This window comes from Mesorhizobium sp. M1D.F.Ca.ET.043.01.1.1 (assembly GCF_003952385.1).
Lineage (GTDB): Bacteria > Pseudomonadota > Alphaproteobacteria > Rhizobiales > Rhizobiaceae > Mesorhizobium.
Genome location: NZ_CP034444.1, coordinates 187,340 through 208,095, shown reverse-complemented (window position 1 = coordinate 208,095; position 20,756 = coordinate 187,340). Strand labels below are relative to the sequence as shown.

Below are 20,756 nucleotides of genomic sequence, written 5' to 3'. Positions count from 1 at the left end.
AAGGAAAGACGCTAAAGATCGAACACCGCGATCCTGCGCTTGTCGAACTTGATGCCGATCTCGCCGCGCACCAGTCTGAGCGCCTGCTCGCCGAACACGGCGCGCCGCCAGCCTTGCAGCGCCGGCACGTCGGCGGCGTCGCCCTCCGCGGCGATGCGGTCGATATCGTCGCTGGAGGCGAGCACCTTGGAGGCGACACCCTCCTTCTCGGCGACGATCCTGAGCAGCACCTTCAGCAGTTCCGCCGCCGCGCTCGAGCCTTCCGGTGGCTGGAACGTCTTCGGCAGCTTCGGCATCGCTTCCTTCGGCAGGGCAAGCGCCGTGTTGACCGCGCCGAGCAGCGCGGTCGCGGTCGCCGACCGTTCCCAGCCCTTCGGCGTCGTGCGCAGCCGGCCGAGAGCCGTTGCATCGCGCGGCGCCTGTTGCGCGATCTCGTAGATCGCGTCGTCCTTGAGCACGCGGCCACGCGGCACGTCGCGCTCGCGCGCCTCGCGTTCACGCCATGCAGCTACTGCCTGCACGATCGCCAGTTCCTGCGGCTTGCGCAGCCGCATCTTCAGGCGCTTCCAGGCATCCTCGGGATGCGGATCGTAGGTCTCGCGCGAGGTGAGAACGTCCATCTCTTCGTTCAGCCAATGGCCGCGGTCCTCCCGCTTCAGCTCGGCGCTGAGGTGCTGGTAGACCTTGATCAGATGGGTGACGTCGGCGAGCGCGTATTCGAGCTGCTTGTCGGAGAGCGGCCGGTGCCGCCAGTCGGTGAAGCGCGAGGATTTGTCGAGCCGCGCGCCGGTGATGCGCTGTACCAGCTGATCGTAGGACACGCTGTCGCCGAAGCCGCAGACCATCGCCGCCACCTGCGTGTCGAACACCGGATGCGGCACCAGGTTGCCCAGATGGACGATGATTTCGATGTCCTGGCGGGCGGCGTGGAAGACCTTGACCACCGCTTCGTTGGCCATCAGCCGGAAGAACGGTTTCAGGTCGATGTCGGGCGACAGCGGATCGATCAGCGCCGTCACGCCGGGCGCGGCCATCTGGATGAGGCAGAGGATCGGCCAGAAGGTCGTTTCACGGATGAATTCGGTATCGACGGTGACGAAGTCCGACTTTTCGAACGCCGCGATGACGCTCTCGAGTTCTTGTTGGGTGGTGATGACGTGCATCAAATCGCTTTTGGCATCATATCAGGCCTCTTTCAATTTCAGCCGCAAACGCTTTCGTCAAGCCGCTGCTAGAGCATGATCCCGAACCGAAGGGTCAGCGAAAGCAAAAAAGTGGGAACCGGTTTTCGGAGAATGCTCCAACAAAGAGTTGGATCAGCATGGCGGTTCAACGAAACGTCATGCTGATCTAGTCCTGCTTGTCTGAATCGCCGCTCCGCCGCGCCAGCCGCGCGAACAGCGTCGAGGTGCGCAAAAGCGCGGTGAAGCGGCTGCGGCTGCCGGCCGGCACGCCCGACCGCACCTGCATGCGGTAGAGGATCACGATGATGAGAACGGCGTAGACCGAGGCGTTGAAGACGAACAGCGCGCTCGGCCCGAAATGCTGCATCACCGCCGACGCCGCAATGGGACCGCCGATCGCGCCGAAGGAATAGAACAGCATCAGCGCGGCGTTGATCAGCACGAACTCGCCTTTGTCGGCCCGGTCGTTGGCATGCGCGGCCGAAAGTGAATAGAGCGGCATGGCGAAGCTGCCGAAGATGAAGACGATGACGAAGTTGAGGAACGGGTCGGCGCGCGCCACGAAGGCCAGTGCCAGCGCGGCAAGCATGGCGCAGAACGTCGTCGTCAACAGCACCGTGCGCCGGTCGCGCCGGTCGGAGAGATAGCCCAGCGGATACTGGATGAGGGCGCCCCCGAATATGCCGACGCTGACGAAAGTCACCACATCGGCCACTGACATGCCGATCTCCTCGGCATAGACCGGCGACAGCGTGCGGAAGGCGCTGTTGGTGACGCCGACGGCGATGCAGCCGATCGAGCCGAGCGGCGAGATTCGCCAGACGCGCGGCAGGTCGAGCTTGACGTCTTCCGGCGGCGCCGGGTTCGAACGGTCCCCGAGCGAGACCGGCACCAGCGAAAAGGTGATCATCATCGACATGACGGCGAAGATGGCGAAACCGCCGGCGCCGAAGACCGGAATAAGAAATTGCGCGCCGGTCACCGAGCCGATGTCGACCATGCGGTAGATCGCGAGCACCCGGGCGCGGTCCTTGTTGGTGACGCCAGAATTCAGCCAGGCTTCCATGACGGTGAACAGGCCGGCGAAGCAGAAGCCGCCGGCAAAGCGGACCGCGCACCACATGACAGGGTTGATGACAAGCACCAGAAGCAGCGTGCCGACCGAGGCGATCGCGGCCAGCGCGGCAAAAGCCCTGACATGGCCGACGGCCTTCAAGATACGGGTGACCGCCAGGCAGCCGAGCAGGAAGCCGGCGAAATAGAACGTGCCCATGAGGCCGATATCGGAAGCGGAAAAGCCTTCCCGCGCGCCCCGCAATGCGATCAGCGTGCCCTGCAGACCGTTGCCGCCAAGCAGAATGCCAGCGGCAATGAGGAGCGGGATAAGAGGGCGGATGGAAGACATTGAAGAGAGGCAATCACGGATCTGTGACCTCTTCTTGGACCATAGATAGCGTCAATGCTAGCGGCAAATGCGACATGAACATGGACACATTCTTGCGCTCGGCCGACGACATCGCGGCCAATAAGAAAGGGGCCCCTAAGCTCTACCGGCCCGTATTTCCATCTCCTGCACGACCGTCGACGGCGTCTCGCCCGGAATCGCACTGATGCTCTCTGCGGCCGGCCGCCGGCCGAGCGAGCCCGCGGTCAGCAGGCTGAGCGCGATGAAGGGAATGCCGATTCCGTAGGCGGAGCGGATGCCCCAATGGTCCGATACGAAGCCGAGCAGCGGCGGACCGAGCAGGAAGGCGATGAAGGAGATCTGCGAAAGCGCCGCGACGTTGATCGCCGCCGGCCGATCCGTCCGTTGCGCCGCCGCCGAGATCGCCAGCGGGAAGATCGCGCTGCTGCCGATGCCCAGCAGGGCAAAGCCCAGCATCGAGACGAACGGCAGCGGCGAGAAGAAGACGATGAGCACGCCGGCCGCCATCGTTGCCAGCAGCACGCGCGCCACGCCGCTTGGCGAATGGCGGTCGACGAAGGAGTCGGCGAAGAAGCGCGTGGTTGCCTGCGAGAAGGCGAACAGCGCCACGGTGAAGCCGGCGACGAACGGACCGGAATCGAACACCGTGCGCATGTAGATCGCCGACCAGTCTATGCTGGCGCCTTCCAGGAGCATCGCCGAAAGCGTCACCGCGACGAGGACGAGGATCGGCAGCGTCGGCCGCGCCAACATCGGCGGCTTGTCGCCGGAGTTGGCGAAGCGGGCGGGCGCCGGCTCGAAGCCGCCGAGAAGCAGCGTCATCGAAACCGCCACCATGGGCACCACCAGCGCCAGATGGAGCTGCGGCGACAGGCCGAGATGCGCCATCGCGCCGCCGAACAGCCCGGCGCCGAAGAAGCCCGCGCTCCAGAAGGAGTGCGCCCGGTTCATGATGCGGCGCTTGAGCAGGAACTCTGTCCTGTCGGCCTCGACATTCAGGATGATCTCGACGCTGCCGATCATCAGCCCGACCGGCAGCAGCAGCAGGAACAGCGCGACCGGTCCCGGCGCATGCACGGCGATGGAATAGACAAGCGCGATCAGCGGCACGAGCCAAAGCAGCGCCCGGCGAAAGCCGACGCGCTCCAGGACAGGAGTCGCCAGGGTCAGCGCCGTCAAGGTGCCGATCGGTGTCCCGATCAGGCTGAGCCCGAGCGTGCCATCCTCGATCGCCATGGCGCGCTTTATGTCCGGCAGGCGCGGGAAAATGTTGCCCATGGCGAAGGAATAGATCGCGAAACCGGCATAGACGCGGTGCTGAGGGGCGAGTTTCAAGCCAAAGGTCATCGTGGCACTTTCCGTTGGGGAGGGCGGACGGCATCGCCGGCCCGATACATCAGTTCTTGCACAAACATGCAAATCATGCAAGAATATGCACAAAGAAATAGGATCGTGCATGCTGACCGAGGAACGACACCAATTCATTCGCGACCGGCTGGCAGCCGAAGGAAAAGTTTTGGCAGGCGAGCTCGCCAGCCGCTTTGGGGTTTCGGAAGATACGGTTCGCCGTGATCTGCGCGAGCTGGCGAAAGCCGGGCAGTTGCGCCGGGTTTACGGGGGCGCGGTCGCGTCAGCGCCCTTTGCGGCGGCAACCATCAGCGAGCGCAGCGGCCATGCGGTCGAGGAGAAGATGCGCCTGGCGAAAGCCGCCGCTGGCGTGCTGACCTCGGGGCAGACCCTGTTCATCGACGGCGGCACGACCAATGAGGCGATCGCGAGGGCAATCCCGCGTGATATCGAGTTGACCGTGGCCACCAATTCGCTCGGTGTTGCGTCGGCACTCGCCGATCTTCCCCTGGTCGATCTGATCATGCTCGGCGGCCGATACGTCCGCGACCTCGGCACCTGCGTCGGTGGTGACACGCTTGCCGCCGTGGCTCAGCTCGGCGCCGATCTGTTCTTTCTCGGCTCCTGCGGGCTCGATGCCTCGCGCGGCGTCACCGCCTTCGATTCGGCGGAGGCTGAGGTCAAGCGCGCCATGGCCAGGAACAGCGCCGGCATCGTCATCGCCGCCACCATCGACAAGCTCGCCACAGCGGCGCCTTATCGTGTCGCGGCAGCGGATGCGATCCGTCACCTTGTGGTCGAAAAGACAGCGCCGGCCGCCATCCTCGCCGATTTCCAGCGACAGGGCGCCGAAATCCGCTTCGCGTGAGCGGCCGAAGCCCCGAGCCTTTACGACCGCTTCCCCTGTGTGACCGGTTGCCTTGACAAAGCCGGCCTCTCATGCGCTTTTCGCGCCAATTTTCAGGGCCGGGCTTTCGCCCGCAATTCCGGACTTCACCAATGACAATGCATCGTTACCGCAGCCATACCTGTGCCCAGTTGAGAAAGAGCGACGTCGGCAATTCCGTCCGCCTGTCGGGCTGGGTGCATCGCGTGCGCGACCATGGCGGGCTGCTCTTCATCGATTTGCGCGACCACTACGGCCTGACCCAGATCGTCGCCGATCCGGATTCTCCGGCCTTCAAGATCGCCGAGACCGTGCGCGGCGAGTGGGTGATCCGCGTCGACGGCGAGGTCAAGGCGCGCCTGCCGGAGACCGTCAACCCCAACCTGCCGACCGGCGAGATCGAGATTTTCGCGCGCGAGATCGAGGTGCTGTCGGCGGCCAAGGAGCTGCCTCTGCCGGTATTCGGCGAGCCTGAATACCCCGAGGACATCCGCCTGAAATACCGCTTCCTCGACTTGCGCCGCGAGACGCTGCACAAGAACATCGTGGCGCGCACCAGGATCATCGCCGAGATGCGCAGGCGCATGGGCGAGGTGGGCTTCACCGAATTCTCGACGCCGATCCTGACCGCATCCTCGCCCGAGGGCGCGCGCGACTTCCTGGTGCCCTCGCGCATCCATCCCGGCACCTTCTACGCGCTGCCGCAGGCGCCGCAGCAGTACAAGCAGTTGATCATGGTCTCCGGCTTCGACCGCTATTTCCAGATCGCGCCCTGCTTCCGCGACGAGGACCCGCGTGCCGACCGTCTGCCCGGCGAGTTCTACCAGCTCGACCTCGAGATGAGCTTCGTCGAGCAGGACGACGTGCTCTCCGCCATGGAGCCGGTGCTTCGCGGTGTGTTCGAGACCTTCGCCGACGGCAAGCCGGTGACCCAGAAGTTCCGGCGCATTGCCTACGACGAGGCGATGCGCACCTACGGCACCGACAAGCCGGACCTGCGCAACCCGATCGAGATGCAGGCGGTCTCCGACCACTTCCGCGATTCCGGCTTCAAGGTCTTCGCCAACATCCTGGCCAACGACCCCAAGGCCGAAGTCTGGGCCATTCCCGCCAAGACCGGCGGCAGCCGCGCCTTTTGCGACCGCATGAACTCATGGGCGCAGAGCGAGGGCCAGCCGGGCCTCGGCTACATCTTCTGGCGCAAGGAGGGCGACAAGCTTGAAGGCGCCGGTCCGATCGCCAAGAACATCGGCGAGGAGCGCACCGAAGCCGTCCGCCAGCAGCTCGGCGTTGCCGACGGCGATGCCGCCTTCTTCGTTGCCGGCGATCCGAAAAAGTTCGTCGCCTTCGCGGGTGCCGCACGCACCCGCGCCGGCGAGGAATTGAACCTCGTCGACCGCGACCGCTTCGAACTGTGCTGGATCGTCGACTTCCCCTTCTTCGAGTGGAACGAAGAGGAGAAGAGGATCGACTTCGCCCACAACCCGTTCTCGATGCCGCAGGGCGGCATCGAGGCGCTCGGTGGCGAGGACCTGCTCGGCATCAAGGCGTTCCAGTACGACATGGTCTGCAACGGCTTCGAGATCGCTTCCGGCGGCATCCGCAACCACCTGCCGGAAACAATGGTCAAGGCCTTCGAGACGGTCGGGCTCGATCGCGCGACCGTCGAGGAGCGCTTCGGCGGTCTCTATCGCGCCTTCCAGTATGGCGCGCCCCCGCATGGCGGCATGGCCGCCGGTATCGACCGCATCGTCATGCTGCTGGTCGGCGCCAAGAACCTGCGCGAAGTTACCATGTTCCCGATGAACCAGCAGGCCTATGACCTCTTGATGAACGCCCCGTCGGAAGCCACTCCGCAGCAGCTTCGCGAACTGTCGCTGCGCGTCGCGGTGGCGAAGAAGGAAGGTTAGAAACCGCGCTCAAGCGGTTCCTGCTGCTCAATGAATTGGTCTTGAACAAAAAAGCCCGGCATCGCTGCCGGGCTTTTGTTTGAGCGTTCCGCCCGATCAGTCCTCGTTCGCCTTGACCTTGACGCCGAGCGTCTTCGGCAGGTCGAGCGGGTTGGACATGGCGCCGGCCATGATCAGCGCGAAGGGCACCGACGACGGCGGCTCGGCCGAGATCTCGAGGCTCTTCGGATCGTCGAGGAACTTGTTCACCGCGGCCGACACCTCGGCCGTCAGTTCGGGATTGTTGAGCTGCGCCATGCCGAACGGCACGATCGCCTTGGCCTGGTTGGCGACGTCCTTGGCCGACATGCCCTGCTGCTTGCCGACATAGTCGAGGACCTTGCCAGTCAGCGAATCGTCGTCGAAGCGCACCGAAGCGCCGTTGAAGGAAAGCTGCTGCAGGAGGCCGAGCATGGCCATGCCTTGCGCCGAATTGTCGGCGCCCTCGGGCTGCGCGGCGAATTTCTTCTGCATTTCCTGCATCGACTTGATGAAGTCGACCGTGTAGCCGCCGAGATCGAAGGTCATGCCGAGCGTGCCGGCATTGTCGACCGCGATGTCGTATTTCGACAGCTCCATCTTGCCGTCGCTGGGCTGCCAGGTGCCAGCCATCGAGACGGTGCCGGAGATGGTCTGGTAGCCGAGCGCCTCGATCGCTTCCTTCGACTTCGGGTCCTCGACCAGCGAGAGATCGGCATTGAACTTCTCCGTGTTGGCGGTGAAGTCCATCGCCTTGCCATCGGCCGGCGGGGTGATCTGGAGGGCGAGCCCATCCATCGAGAAGGCCGTCTTGTCGCCGACCTTGACCGTCATGTTGGAGAGCTCGGCCGACTTGTACATCATCAGCGAGCCGAGCGGGTCGGTGCTGCCTTCGGCCGGCACCTTCATGTCGTGGATGACAAAGGGGCTCAGGTTGAGCGTCACGCCGTCCTTGGAGTGCTCGAGGGCCGAAGTCGAGACAGTCGCGATCTCGAAGCCGCCATTGGCCTCGGTGACGCCTTCGAGCTTCACGTCGCCGATCGGCAGCGCTTCCTTCTCGGCGGCAGGCTTGATGGAGACGCCCTGCAAAACGACGTTCGAGCCGTCACCCGACACACCGGTCCAGGAAATATCGACACCCTGGGCGGCAAGCGTTGCCTTGACGCGCTCGGCCACGGCCGGATCGGCGGCGAAGGCGGCGTTGAGCGGCAGGGTCAGCAGAAAGGTCGAAAAAGCCAGTTTCTTGAGCATTGAGCGTTGGATTGTCATTGGCGAGTTCCCTGTCCTGAAAGTGTTTTGAATTTCTGCTGCATCACCATTCCGCGACGAACGGGACGGGAAGAAGGCATTTCCTGGCACCTTTGTCGCAAAGGGCGATGAAAAGCAAACCCGGCCGGCACGCTTTGCATGGTGCGGTGAATTTGTCATGAAGACCGCGGCTCTCCTGCGCCGGCGCGTTGCATGCCCAGATAGAGGGCGCATGTAACAGATTGATGTTGGCCGGCGCCCCGCCGGCAGCCGATACCGGTTGCAGATCGGCGGGAAACTGGATTGTTCGCCTTGGCGCTTCCGTGAAATCCTTCACATCATCGGCTGCGGTCTTTCGTGGCGACTGCACGCGCGACGAATCCGCCGACTTCCAACGCGGCGCTTGCCGCGAATCACCCGCTCGGCTAGTCGAAATCCATGGGAAAAAGGCATTTGCCGCCTGAAGACAATGGCGGCGGCGACAACATCGAACCGGTCGATCTGAAGGAAGCGCTCGAGAAGCGCTACCTGGCCTATGCGTTGTCGACCATCATGCACCGGGCGCTGCCGGATGTGCGCGACGGACTGAAGCCGGTCCATCGCCGCATCATGCATGCCATGCGGCTCCTGCGGCTCAATCCCGACCAGGGCTTTGCCAAATGCGCGCGCATCGTCGGCGAGGTGATGGGTAAGTTCCATCCGCATGGCGACCAGTCGATCTATGACGCGCTGGTGCGCCTCGCGCAGGAATTTTCCATGCGCTACCCGCTGGTTGACGGCCAGGGCAATTTCGGCAACATCGACGGCGATAACGCCGCCGCCATGCGCTACACCGAATCGCGCATGACGGAGGTGGCGACCGAGCTGCTCGCCGGCATCACCGAGGATGCCGTCGACTTCCGGCCGACCTACAACGAAGAGGACGAGGAGCCGTCGGTTCTTCCCGGCGCCTTCCCGAACCTGCTCGCCAACGGCTCGTCCGGCATTGCCGTCGGCATGGCGACCTCGATCCCGCCGCACAACGCCGCCGAGCTTTGCGACGCGGCACTCCATCTGATCGAGCATCCGGACGCGTCCGTGGCGAAGCTGATGGATTTCGTCCAAGGGCCGGATTTCCCGACCGGCGGCATTATCGTCGACAGCCGCGCCTCGATCCTAGAAGCCTATGAGACGGGCCGCGGCGGTTTCCGCGTGCGCTCCAAATGGGGCCAGGAGGATCAGGGCAGGGGCACCTGGAGCATCGTCGTCACCGAAATCCCCTACGGTGTCCAGAAGGCCAGGCTGATCGAGAAGATCGCCGAGCTCTTGATGGCGCGCAAGCTGCCGCTGCTCGAGGACATCCGCGACGAGAGCGCGGAGGACATCCGTATCGTGCTGGTGCCGAAGAGCCGCACCGTCGATCCCGGCATCCTGATGGAATCGCTGTTCAAGCTCACCGAGCTCGAAAGCCGCTTCCCGCTCAACATGAACGTGCTGTCGCGCGGCAAGGTGCCGAACGTGCTCTCGCTCAAGGGCGTGCTGAAGGAGTGGCTCGACCACCGCCGCGACGTCCTTATCCGCCGCTCGAAATATCGGCTGGGCGAGATTGAGAAGCGCCTGGAAATCCTCGCTGGCTACCTGATCGCCTATCTCAACATCGACGAGGTGATCAGGATCATCCGCGAGGAGGATGAGCCAAAGCAGGTGATGATGGCCCGCTGGTCGCTCACCGACAACCAGGCCGAAGCCATCCTCAACATGCGGTTGCGCGCCCTGCGCAAGCTCGAGGAAATCGAGATCCGCAAGGAATTCGATGGCCTCACGGAAGAGAAGAAGCAGATCGAGGCCCTGCTGGCGTCCGACGCCAAGCAGTGGGCAATGATCAAATGGCAAGTCGCCGAAATCCGAAAGAAGTTCGGACCCGAGACCGATCTCGGCAGACGCCGCACCCAGTTCGCCGATGCGCCCGAGCATGACCTGACCGACATTGCCCATGCGATGATCGAACGCGAGCCGGTCACCGTCGTCGTCTCCGAAAAGGGCTGGCTGCGCGCGATGAAGGGGCATCTGACCGACCATTCGCAGCTTGCCTTCAAGGAAGGCGACAGCCTGAAGCTCGCCTTCCACGCCCAGACCACGGACAAGATCCTGGTCTTCACCACCGGCGGCAAATTCTACACCATCGGCGCCGACCGGCTGCCGGGCGGGCGCGGCCACGGCGAGCCGATCCGCATCATCGTCGACATGGAGAACGACCAGGACATCGTCACCGCCTTCGTGCACGATCCGAAGCGCAAGCTGCTCCTGGTCTCCTACGACGCCAACGGCTTCGTCGTCTCCGAGGAAGAGGTCGTGGCCAACACCCGCAAGGGCAAGCAGGTGATGAACGTCAAGGCCCCTGACGAGGCCAAGCGCTGCGTTCCGGTCGCCGGCGACCATCTCGCCATCGTCGGCGAGAACCGCAAGATGCTGATCTTCCCGCTCGCTGAGATCCCCGAGATGGCGCGCGGCAAGGGCGTGCGGCTGCAGAAATACAAGGACGGCGGCGTGCTGGACCTGAAGACCTTCGCGCTGGAAACGGGACTGACCTGGCAGGACTCCGCCGACCGCACCTTCACCAGGTCGCGCGAGGAACTGGCCGAGTGGATCGGTGCCCGCGCCGCCGCCGGCCGCATGGTGCCGAAGGGCTTCCCGAGGACGGGGAAATTCGGGTAGCGCGACCTAACCTTCTCCCCTTGTGGGAGAAGGTGGACGAGTGAAGCTCGGCCGGATGAGGGGTGTTCCAGCTTGACGCAGCCTCATGAAGTTAGCTGCTCAAAAACCAGCGTCTCATTCCTTCCAGCACCCCTCATCCGTCTCGGCGCTACGCGCCGATCCACCTTCTCCCACAAGGGGAGAAGGACTAGGTGCAATCATTTGGACTATCGTCACGATTGCTGCACTATGATGATGCATAAGCATCCATTGAACGATCGGGTAGGGGAGAAACGCCGCGTTGAAGCGGGCTGAAATCCAGAAGCCGGGGCAGCGCCTGTTCGGTCTGTCCACGCCGCTGAGAGCCGCCGTCATTCCGCCGCTGTCGGCGGCGCGCTGGCTCCTGGTGCTGATCGTTGCCGCCGGCGTCTATTTCTTCCACGGCTTCCTCTTCCCGGTGCTGGCGGCACTCGTCATAGCCTTTGCCAGCTGGCCACTCTACCGCAGGCTGCTCGTTGCCGTCGGCGGCAATCGCACCATCGGCGCGACGCTGGCCATCCTCTTCATCCTCACCTTCCTGGTGGTGCCGATCGCGCTTGCCGGGACCTACGCCATCAACGAGCTTCGCGAATGGGTGGTATGGGCGATCGAGACCAATCGGCATGGCTCAGCCACGCCGCAATGGATTGCCACCATGCCAGTCGTCGGCGAATGGCTGAACCAGCAGTGGACGGCCAATCTCGGCCATCCCGGCGGCATCGGCGAGCTGATCCAGATGGTGAGCGGCTCTAACATCGGCACCATCTACCGCGGCGCGCTGGCCGCTGGCGGCAGCGCCTTCGGCCTGCTGCTCACGCTCTTGTTCATGCTGATCGCGCTGTTCTTCGCCTATCGCGACGGCGAGGCCTTCGCGGCGCAGGTCGACCGCCTCGGCGAGCGCATCCTGCCGACCCGCTGGGAGCGGATCTCGCGCGTCGTGCCGGCGACCATCTCGTCCACCGTCACGGGCATGACCGTCATCGCCATCGGCGAAGGCCTGGTGCTGGGCGTCGCCTACTGGCTGGCCGGCGTGCCGTCGCCGGTGACGCTCGGCGCGCTGACCGGCATCATGGCGCTCATCCCCGGCGGCGCGCCGCTCTCCTTCACGCTGGTGTCGATCTATCTCGCCGCCAGCGGCAAGCTGTTTGCCGGCATGGCACTGTTCATCTGGGGCGCGGTCGAGCTCTTCATCGTCGACAAGACGCTGCGCCCGAAGCTGGTCGGCGGGCCGATCAAGCTGCCCTTCCTGCCGACCTTTTTCGGCCTGATCGGCGGCGTCAAGACGATGGGCTTCCTGGGCCTGTTCATCGGCCCGGTACTGATGGCGCTGCTGGTCGCCATCTGGCGCGAATGGCTGCGCGAGGTGGAGCTGATGGATGAGCTCGCGCCTGTCGCCGACGAAGCGGACGCACCGCCGCAAATCGAGGCGGCGCCCGAAGCCCGCAAGATTCAGGCCGGATAAGCCACGGCAAGCGCCGCGCGGCGCTTGCGGCCTTCGTGCAACTGCCAGAGCGAATGGGCAATCAGCGTCACGATCAGGATCGTCCCGCCGATCAGGCTGTTGCGTGACGGCGCCTCGGCGAAGATCAGCCATACCCAGATCGGGGCGAACACCGTTTCCAGCAGATAGAACATCGCCACTTCCGGCCCGGAAATGTATTTCGGCCCGTTGGCCAGGCAGAAGAACGAGACCGGCATGATCACGGTGCCGTTGAAGATGATCCACCACGGTGCGTCCACCTGAAAGCCGGTCTTCGAGACCATGAAGGCGGCGACCGAGAACGGCAGCACCACTCCGACAAGCGAGGTGAAACCCATGTCCTTGCCGCTGGCGCGCGAGATGGTGATCGCGCATGCGATGCAGAACGCGGAGCACAGGGCCATGATGTCGCCGAACAGATTTCCGCTGCCGATGGAGTCGCCGACGATGATGGCTACGCCAACGATCATCAGCGCCAGCGCCGCCAGCGTCGCCGGCCGTGGCCTTTCCCCGAGGAATAGCCAGGACAGCAGCGCCGAGAACATGGTGGTGAAGGCGAGGATGAAGACGAGATCAGCGGTCGAGGTGTGGTAGACGGCGGTGATGAAGGCGATCGAGCCGAGGCCGTAGAGCGTTGCCACCGCGAGGCCGGGCCGGCCGGGAACCAGTTGCGGCGCCCTGTCGCTCAGCGAGCGCCAGACCATCCAGATGAGGATCCCGGCAAGGAAAGTGGTGCCGGTGCGCAGCAAAAGGATTGTCCATGCTTCGCCATGGGCGAGCCTGATCAGCGGGATGTCGACGGTCAGCGTCACGCCGCCGATGGCGGTGAGCAGAAGGCCTTTCTGGTGGTCGTGGTGGGAGGACATGACGGTATTTCTCACGATGCGATGCAGGCGGACGGCCGGCGCCGCGATAGCGCATTGTCTCGCCAAGCGGCGAAAAGACCAGCATCCGGTTGCTTGAAACAGTTTGCAGTGGTTACGCAATTCCGGACGGAAAACCGCTACACACTTTTCCTGGAATTGCTTTCAGGTCGGGCTTTGAAAGGGTTGGTCAGCGACTGACCGCTTCGTGGTCGTAGCGTTCCCAGCCTTTCGGGCCGAGGTGCTCCTGCGGCATGAAGCGCATCTTATAGTTCATCTTGCGCGAGCCGTTGACCCAGTAGCCGAGATAGACGTGGGGCAGTCCCATCGCCTTGGCGCGGGCGATGTGGTCCAGGATCATGAAGGTGCCGAGTGAGCGGTCCTCGAAATCGGGATTGAAGTAGGAATAGACCATCGACAGCCCGTCGGCCATCTTGTCGGTCAGCGCGACCGCAATCAACTCGCCCTGGCCCTTGCCGGTGATGAAGGTGTCCGGGCCGCGGCGCCGGTATTCGATGATCTTGGTGTCGACATGGGTGTCCTCGACCATCATTGCGTAGTCGAGCACCGTCATGTCGGACATGCCGCCGCGCCGGTGGCGGGCGTCGAGATAAGCGCGGAACAGCGAATACTGCTCGGTCGACGGCTGCGCGTCATGCATGGCGCCGATCAGGTCGGCATTGCGCTGGACCACGCGGCGCATGTTGCGGCTGGCGGTGAACTCCTGCGCCAGGATCCGCACCGACACGCAGGCGCGGCAGGATTCGCAAGCCGGCCGGTAGGCAATGTTCTGGGAGCGCCGGAAGCCGCCCTGGGTCAACAGGTCGTTCATCTCGGGCGCCTTGTCGCCGACAAGGTGCGTGAACACCTTGCGCTCGAACTGGCCCTCCAGATAGGGGCACGGCGACGGCGCGGTCAGGAAGAACTGCGGCGACTGGGTCGGATGCTGCGTCATCTAATCTTGGAAACGCTCCTGCGAATCGCCCTACCTTTGGCCCGGCCGGCGAAAAATTCAACAGGATTATGCGGCCACGACCGGTCCAGCCTGTTCATATTCTAACACAACCGGCGCGGCTATGGCGGGCGCAGGCGCGGTCAGACATCGGTGCGCGTCACGACTGTGCCGAGAAGCAGGTCGTGCAGCGTGCGTTTGCGATCGGAAAACAGCGTGACCAGCAGCACCAGCGGCGTCAGGATGACGTTTGCGGCCCAGAACAGCACCGAATGCACGACCGCGGTCAGGCCGTCGATGCGGGTGCCGTCGAGCCTGTCCAGCCGGATGCCCATGATCTTCATGCCGGTCGTGGCCTGGTCGCGGCTGCCAAGCGTGTTCCAGATGTAGAGGATGGCAACCGCCGGCACCAGGATGGAGAACAGCGCCCAGCCCAGGCCGAAGGTCAAAAGCCCGAGAAGGGCGACCAATATGGCAAAGGGGATGGTGAGCAGCGCAACGATGAAATAGTCGAGGATGAAGGCGAAGACGCGCCTGGTGCGCACGCCGTGATAGGCGCGCGTGTCCTCGAACCTCGTGGTGATGATCTCGCCGTCAAGCACGCGCGTGTTCATGTCATGCCCTCGTAACAGGCCGGACATAGGTCTCGGCCATTCGCCATTGAAATGGTGAAAGCCGATGGCGGAATCAAGATCGAAGGCTCGTGACGCATGCGCCGCAAGCCGCGGCAAGAGTGGTTGCGGCGGTTGAATTCACGGCGCGGATGGCGTTAGCTTGCTGCGGCGCAATAAGACGCCGAGGGGAAGGGGAATATGGACTACGACATGCTTGTCATCGGCAGCGGCCCCTCCGGGCGCCGTGCCGCAGTGCAGTCGGCCAAGCTTGGCAAATCGGTTCTGGTGGTCGACCGAGGCCGGCGCCTCGGCGGCGTCTCCGTGCACACCGGCACCATCCCGTCGAAAACGCTGCGCGAAACGGTGCTCAACCTCTCCGGCTGGCGCGAGCGCGGCTTCTACGGGCGCGGCTACCGCGTAAAGCAGGACATTTCCGTCAGCGACCTCGTCGAGCGCCTGCACAAGACGCTCGACCACGAGGTCGAGGTTCTGCAGCACCAGTTCATGCGCAACGCGGTCAAGAGCGCGCGCGCCACGGCCAAGTTCCTTGGCGCCAACAAGGTCAGCCTGACCACCGACAATGGCGACTACAGCGAGGTCGGTTTCGCCAATGCGCTGATCGCGGCCGGCACCAGGCCGCACCGCCCGCGCGACGTGCCTTTCGACAGGACACGCATCTTCGACAGCGACGAGATGCTCGAACTCGACCGGCTGCCGCGCACTCTGACCGTCATCGGTGCCGGCGTCATCGGCGTCGAATACGCAACCATCTTTTCGGCGCTCGACGTGCCGGTGACGCTGGTCGAGCCGCGCAACACCATCCTCGATTTCGTCGACCGCGAAATCGTCGACGACTTCATCCACCAGATGCGGGACCGCGGCATGACCATCCGTCTCGGCAGCACGGTCAAGGAGATCGCCTCCAAGCCGGACTATGCCGAGGTGACGCTTGCCGATGGCCGCACCATCCGCTCCGAGATCGTGCTTTACGCCGCCGGCCGCAGCGGCAATCTCGGCAGCCTCGGCCTCGACATGGTCGGCATCGAGGCCGACAGTCGCGGCCGCATCAAGGTCGACCCGCAGACATTCCAGACCAGCGTGCCCAACATCTATGCCACCGGCGACGTCATCGGCTTCCCGAGCCTGGCCTCGACCTCGATGGAGCAGGGCAGGGTGGCCGCCTGCCACGCCTTTGGCGTAGCGCTGCCGCCGCCGCCAGAAACCTTTCCATACGGAATCTATGCCGTGCCTGAAATCTCCACCGTCGGCCAGTCGGAAGAGCAGGTGCGCGAGAGCGGGATCGCCTATGAGGTCGGCGTCGCGCGGTTTCGCGAAACCTCGCGCGGCCACATCATGGGCGTCAACTCAGGTTTCCTGAAACTTCTCTTTTCGGTCGAGAACCGCCGCCTGCTTGGGGCCCATATCGTCGGCGAGGGCGCGACCGAGCTGATCCATATCGGCCAGGCCGTGATCAATCTCGGCGGCACGGTCGACTTCTTCGTCAACAACACGTTCAACTATCCGACGCTGGCCGAAGCCTACAAGATCGCCGGCCTGGATGCCTGGAACCGGATGGGGCAGGGCTAGCGGTTGGCGAGCGAGCGCCGGAATGGCCGGAGAAGGTCGCGAAGCTGGTCGGCTATACTTCAAGCTGCGAAAGCAGCGCCAGCATCACGTCGGCCGCCGGCATCGGCAGCACCGCCTCGATTTCCGCCGGCCGCACGCCGGCGATCGTGTCGCTGCCGGCGGCGACGGTACCGAGCGGCCCGCGAAAGCCATGCTTCGACCAGGCAAGCTCCTGCAGCTTCTGGCTGGTCAGGGCCTCCAGTAGCGTGTCGACCCCCGGATCGATGACGATCAGCGGATGCGCCGAATAGACGGTCGGGCGCGGATAGAGGATTTCCGGCTTGGCGCCGGAACCGGCCTGCACACGCTGCCAGCGCGCCGGGTCGGCGAGCGCCCATTCCACCAGCTGGTTCTCGTAGCCCACCACCATCGGCTCGGCGCCGAGACCACCGGCGATATACTGGTCGAACAGCTTTCCCGATGAGGACGACTTCAGACCCATGCCGCGGAAGATCGACTTCGCCTCTTCGCCGTGCCGGGCCAGCAGTTCCTGCGTCGCCACGTCGCCGCTCATCAGGCTGAGCACCAGTCCCGCGAACATGAAGCCGGAGTTGGACCGGTTGGGATCGGTCGAGACGATGCGCGCCCGGCCGTAAAGCTCGGAAATGCCGAGATCCGACCAGTTCTTGCCGGCCAGGATGGCGTCAAGCAGGGCCTTGAGGTCGAGCTGGTTGTAGCCGCCCTTGGCGGCGACGGTGACCAACCCGCTCTTCTTCAGTCCCTCGACCACCGGCCCCCAAGTATAGACCGCGATCGGCGAGTTGAGCACCACCTGGTCGTTGCGGATCGCCACCCCGTTCTTGCGTGCGAGATCGACCATGATCGAGGAGGACGGCCACAGGAATTGCGGCTTCTGGGTGAGCAAGGCCGGCTCGCGCACCATCTCGACCGAGCCGGCGACGCGCGCATCGAGTTCCAGTCCGTAGCCGCCGAGTGCGTGGACGACATCGGGGTCGGCAAGGAAGGATTGCTTCTCGCCGCCGATGAAGCCGAACAGATGCGCCCGGTTGCCGAGATAGCCGCGAAACTCCGGCCGATCCTTCAAAGTCAGGTAGCGCCCGTGCCCGCGGCGGCGGCACCCAGCAATCCCAGTCCGAAAGCGCGGCGTGAAAGGGCCATCAGCGACCGATATCCTCTTTCAGCGACTCCTGAATGAGTCGCAAATCGACGTCGAGCGTGCCGAGCTCGGAGTCCGCCAGGCTGTCGGCATAATGCACGAAGGCGTCCTGCAGCTTGGCGATCACAGCGCCGATCTTGGCGAGCCGTTCCTTGCTCGGCGCTCGCCGGTCGGCAAGCGTCGCATAGCCTTCCGCGACCTCCGCCGCCTGCGGCAGGTAATAAGTGAGGAAGCGCCGCACCGATGGCGCGCTTGCCGGCTTTGCCTCGACCCTGGAGATCACGTCGGCGGCGATGTCGGAAAGGTTCTTCACCTTGGCCTTCATGTCCTTGTCGGCGATCGAGCCAGCCGCAGCGGCAAGCCGGTCGGCCGCGGGTTGCGCCTGTGCCAGCAGTTCGCGTGCGAACGCCACCTGGCCGCCGCCGATCGAGCCGAGATCGAGACCTTCGAACAGCTGGCGCGGAGCCAAAACGAAGATAAGCCCGGCAAAGACCAGAACTGAAATCACGGCTGAGACCAGGAACGGGAAGTGAGTGAGCGTGCTCATTCCGATCAGCAGCGCGGCCGATACGAGGCCCGCCACGACCCAGTTCCAGTCATTGCCGAACAAGCCGCGCATCGTCAGCCCTAATTGTAGCCGCGCGCCGCGCGGAAGGCACCGGCGAGGTCGGCGCCGCCGTCGAAGACGCGCGCCGAGGTCGCCTTGGCCAGGCTGTCGAGTTGACTCTTGTCGGCGTCGCCGAAGGTGATGCCGAACACCGGCACGCGCACCGGCGCCTGGCGCCACTGGGCAAGGAAAGGTTCTGCGCTGCCGTCGGTGCGCCCGTCCGTCATGATGACGATGGCCGGCAGATATTTCGACAGGTCGGCCGTCGCCAGAATCTTCTGCAGCGCCTGGTCGGCGCAGGCATACATGTCGGTGCCGCCGCCGGCATGTTGTTCAGCCACCGCGCCGAGCAATTGGCTTTGGCCCGCCGGATCGCCGGTCGCATCGAAGATGTTGCGCACGGTGCTGTCGAAGGGCAGCACGAAGATGTGGTCGGACGGCGTCCATTGCACCAGCACCTCACTTGCCTTTTCAGGCGTAAACAGGAACTGCGCCGCCCGCTGCAGTTGCGTCTCGCCCTCGTTCTCCATCGAACCCGAGAAGTCGAAGCAGAGCGCCGTCAGCGAGGGTTTGCGCAGGGCTTCCTGATAGAGATTGAGCGCCGTGCGGATCACCGCCGGCTCGGGCATGCGGATCGACGTCACCAGTTTGCCTGGATCGAAATTCCAGTCCGGCTCGGCCGTTGCCTGGACGGCCGCGCCGGCGAGCGGCAGCCGCCTTCCGGTTTCCGCGATTCGCTTGCGCACCGCATCCGACTGGAGATAGGCGAGCAGGTCGGTGAAGAATTTTTCGACGTCCGGGCCGCGCCCGTGGTCGATGAAGCCGAGCGGGGAATCGCCGACGGCGACGCCATCGGCCGGATAGATCGCATAGAGCGGCTCGCCGCCCATCTGCTTGAGCTTGTCGTTGGTTTCCTTCAGCGTCGCTTCATAGTTCCACATTGCGTCGTAGAGCGTGCCCTTGCGCGCGGAATCGACATAGAGGTCCGCCAGCCATCCCGACGAGCCGGACGAGCGCTCGACGCCTTGCAGAAGAGCGCTGACCGTGTCGTGCACGCCAGGATTGTCGAGGTCGCCGGGTTCGATCACCTGCTTGCCGCCGAGCGCGCTGGAGAGCATGGCCAGATACGCGCTGGCCCCGGAATTGGACTGCGTCGCCGAGGTCATCAGGAATTTGAGCTTGCCGTCCTTCACCGCGGCAAGAATGTCTTTCATAAACACATCCTTGCCGATCCAGCCGAGCTCGGCCGCCTTTGATTTGCGCACGCCGAGAATGACCGGCATCTGCGCGACAGAGGTCAGGTTGCGCACCTTGCGGCCGGAATCGAACAGGTCGACCCAGACGCTCGACGCCGGCCAGACCGCGTCCTGGTCGAGCCCGCCAGGCTTCTGCAGGCCGAGCCCGATGTCGAGCGAGCCTTGGTAGGAGACGGTGCAGGTCGCGCCTTGCTTGGCGCAGAATTCCTGCACGATCGGCTCCAGCACCGTGTTTTCGGAACCGGAGACGATCGAGAACTTGACCTCGCTCGAATTGCAGGCGGCGAGCAGCAAGGAGACCGCCAGGACCAGAACGGACGTCAGCGATTTCGACATCGGGTTTTCGTCAGCCCTGGGTGAGCGCTTTCTTGAGGTCGGCGGTCATCTGGTCCATCTGCTTCTCCGCCTCTGCCCGCTTCTGGCGGCCTTCCTGCTGGACCTTGAGCACGCCCTGCACCGTGTCGATGAGATCGCGGTTGGCCTCGGCCAGCGTCTCGACGTCGACGATGCCGCGCTGCGCCTGCTTCTCGATCGAGATGGCCTGATCCTTCATCATCTTCGAGGTCTGGCGGATCATCTCGTTGGTGGCGTCGGTCACTGTCTTCTGCAGTTCGAGCGCCGACTTCTGGTTGGTGAGGCCGAGCAGGATGACCATCTTCTGCTTCCAGGCCGGCACGGTCAGCGCGGATGTCGCCTGCAGGTTCTCGATCAAGGTCTCGTCGCCGGCTTGGACGATGCGGATCTGCGGCAGCTGCTGGATGCCGAGCTGGCGCGCCTGCACCAGATAGAAGACGCGTTTTTCCAGCCGGTCGAGCGCCTGCATCGCGTCCTGATAGAACTGCGCTTCGAGCGTGCCGCCGGCATCGCCGGCCTTGGCGTCGGCCTCGGCTTTGAGCTTCGGCAGTTGGTTGGCGCGGTAGTCGTCGACGAATTTCTTGCCGGCCTGGACATAGGCATCGAGCTTGAGGATCGAATCCTTGGTCTGCTCATGCAGGTCGTCGAGGACGGCGATGTCGCGTCGCAGCGTGTCCTTGTGGCGGTCGAGCTCCAGGCCGATGCGGTCGATCTGGCCGGCGACGTCCTCGTATTTTTCCTTGAAGCGCTCGAGCCGTGCCTTGAACGAGGAGAACAGATTGCTCAGGAACCCTTCCTCCTTCAGCGAGGCAGGGTCGAGGTTCTTCGCCTTCATGATGATATCGGTGAGCAGCGTGCCGGTATCGCCGAGATCGCGGTTGCGGATCTGCGAGAGAATCTTGTCGGCGTAGTCGCTGACCGACTGCTGGGCGCGATCGCCGAAGACGGAAATCGCGGCGCGGTCGCCGATGTCGATGCCACCTTCGATCCTGGCGACCTCACTTGGGCTTGCGGCGATGGCAGGCAATTTCGAAGTGTCGTCGAGCAGAGTGATGCTGTTCTCGTCGGCCATTGGGACCTCCCCCTGAGCGAACGGTATCTCGATAGACAGTGTATGACAGAGATATGACAATGGAGCGGCACGCCCTGCCGATCT

The 20,756-nt window shown here is 64.1% G+C and carries 16 protein-coding genes and 1 pseudogene; 5 read left to right on the top strand and 12 right to left on the bottom strand.

Annotation, left to right across the window (positions count from 1 at the left end; genetic code table 11):
- Positions 1-11: 11 nt before the first annotated feature.
- The 3 genes from rnd to EJ067_RS01130 form a co-directional block, all read right to left on the bottom strand.
- Positions 12-1,163 carry a ribonuclease D gene (gene rnd, locus EJ067_RS01140; protein ID WP_126084282.1) on the bottom strand — a complete coding sequence of 384 codons (1,152 nt, stop codon included), beginning with the start codon at positions 1,161-1,163 and terminating at the stop codon, positions 12-14.
- A gap of 187 nt (positions 1,164-1,350) precedes the next feature.
- Positions 1,351-2,589, bottom strand: coding sequence for an MFS transporter (locus tag EJ067_RS01135; protein ID WP_126084281.1), 1,239 nt, complete (start codon positions 2,587-2,589; stop codon positions 1,351-1,353).
- A gap of 135 nt (positions 2,590-2,724) precedes the next feature.
- Complete coding sequence (locus EJ067_RS01130) at positions 2,725-3,957, bottom strand: MFS transporter (protein WP_126084280.1); 1,233 nt, start codon at positions 3,955-3,957, stop codon at positions 2,725-2,727.
- 109 nt (positions 3,958-4,066) lie between these two features.
- On the opposite strand from EJ067_RS01130, the gene EJ067_RS01125 reads away from it, so the two are divergent.
- Positions 4,067-4,825, top strand: a complete 759-nt coding sequence (locus tag EJ067_RS01125) for a DeoR/GlpR family DNA-binding transcription regulator (protein WP_126084279.1) — start codon at positions 4,067-4,069, stop codon at positions 4,823-4,825.
- 131 nt (positions 4,826-4,956) lie between these two features.
- On the top strand, positions 4,957-6,753 hold the full coding sequence (aspS, locus tag EJ067_RS01120; RefSeq protein WP_126084278.1) for an aspartate--tRNA ligase: 1,797 nt from the start codon (positions 4,957-4,959) through the stop codon (positions 6,751-6,753).
- A gap of 96 nt (positions 6,754-6,849) precedes the next feature.
- Here aspS and EJ067_RS01115 read toward each other — a convergent pair whose 3' ends face one another.
- Positions 6,850-8,040, bottom strand: a complete 1,191-nt coding sequence (locus tag EJ067_RS01115) for a hypothetical protein (protein WP_126084277.1) — start codon at positions 8,038-8,040, stop codon at positions 6,850-6,852.
- Positions 8,041-8,083: 43 nt separating this feature from the next.
- A complete protein-coding gene (locus EJ067_RS01110; RefSeq protein ID WP_126084276.1) occupies positions 8,084-8,389 on the bottom strand; it encodes a hypothetical protein in 306 nt (101 codons plus the stop codon).
- A 68-nt stretch (positions 8,390-8,457) separates the two neighbouring features.
- Between EJ067_RS01110 and parC the strand changes: the two genes are divergently transcribed.
- Both parC and EJ067_RS01100 read left to right on the top strand, forming a co-directional pair.
- A complete protein-coding gene (gene parC / locus EJ067_RS01105; RefSeq protein ID WP_126084275.1) occupies positions 8,458-10,713 on the top strand; it encodes a DNA topoisomerase IV subunit A in 2,256 nt (751 codons plus the stop codon).
- 280 nt (positions 10,714-10,993) lie between these two features.
- Positions 10,994-12,193, top strand: coding sequence for an AI-2E family transporter (locus EJ067_RS01100; protein WP_126084274.1), 1,200 nt, complete (start codon positions 10,994-10,996; stop codon positions 12,191-12,193).
- On the opposite strand, the gene EJ067_RS01095 is transcribed toward EJ067_RS01100, so the two are convergent.
- From EJ067_RS01095 to EJ067_RS01085, 3 genes are all read right to left on the bottom strand, one after another.
- Positions 12,181-13,077, bottom strand: a complete 897-nt coding sequence (locus EJ067_RS01095; RefSeq protein WP_126084273.1) for a DMT family transporter — start codon at positions 13,075-13,077, stop codon at positions 12,181-12,183. The two genes, EJ067_RS01100 and EJ067_RS01095, sit on opposite strands and share 13 nt — an antisense overlap.
- Before the next feature lie 187 nt (positions 13,078-13,264).
- Positions 13,265-14,029, bottom strand: a complete 765-nt coding sequence (locus EJ067_RS01090; RefSeq protein ID WP_126084272.1) for an arginyltransferase — start codon at positions 14,027-14,029, stop codon at positions 13,265-13,267.
- 140 nt (positions 14,030-14,169) lie between these two features.
- Positions 14,170-14,640 (bottom strand): RDD family protein, encoded by a 471-nt coding sequence (locus EJ067_RS01085; protein ID WP_126084271.1) that lies wholly within the window; start codon positions 14,638-14,640, stop codon positions 14,170-14,172.
- Between the two features lie 198 nt (positions 14,641-14,838).
- Here EJ067_RS01085 and sthA point away from each other — a divergent pair, with 198 nt between their 5' ends.
- Positions 14,839-16,227: a Si-specific NAD(P)(+) transhydrogenase gene (gene sthA / locus EJ067_RS01080; RefSeq protein ID WP_126084270.1), complete on the top strand. Its 1,389-nt coding sequence runs from the start codon at positions 14,839-14,841 to the stop codon at positions 16,225-16,227.
- A 52-nt stretch (positions 16,228-16,279) separates the two neighbouring features.
- Here sthA and EJ067_RS01075 read toward each other — a convergent pair.
- The 4 genes and pseudogenes from EJ067_RS01075 to EJ067_RS01060 all read right to left on the bottom strand — a co-directional run bounded on the left by EJ067_RS01075 (position 16,280) and on the right by EJ067_RS01060 (position 20,672).
- Positions 16,280-17,385: pseudogene (locus EJ067_RS01075) on the bottom strand (hypothetical protein).
- Complete coding sequence (locus EJ067_RS01070) at positions 17,385-18,002, bottom strand: 5-bromo-4-chloroindolyl phosphate hydrolysis family protein (protein WP_126084269.1); 618 nt, start codon at positions 18,000-18,002, stop codon at positions 17,385-17,387. Before EJ067_RS01070 ends, EJ067_RS01075 begins: the two are co-directional and overlap by 1 nt.
- Before the next feature lie 8 nt (positions 18,003-18,010).
- Entirely contained in the window at positions 18,011-19,582 is a 1,572-nt protein-coding gene (locus EJ067_RS01065; protein ID WP_126084268.1) for a VWA domain-containing protein, read from the bottom strand.
- 10 nt (positions 19,583-19,592) lie between these two features.
- A complete protein-coding gene (locus EJ067_RS01060) occupies positions 19,593-20,672 on the bottom strand; it encodes a toxic anion resistance protein (RefSeq protein WP_126084267.1) in 1,080 nt (359 codons plus the stop codon).
- Positions 20,673-20,756 lie beyond the last annotated feature (84 nt).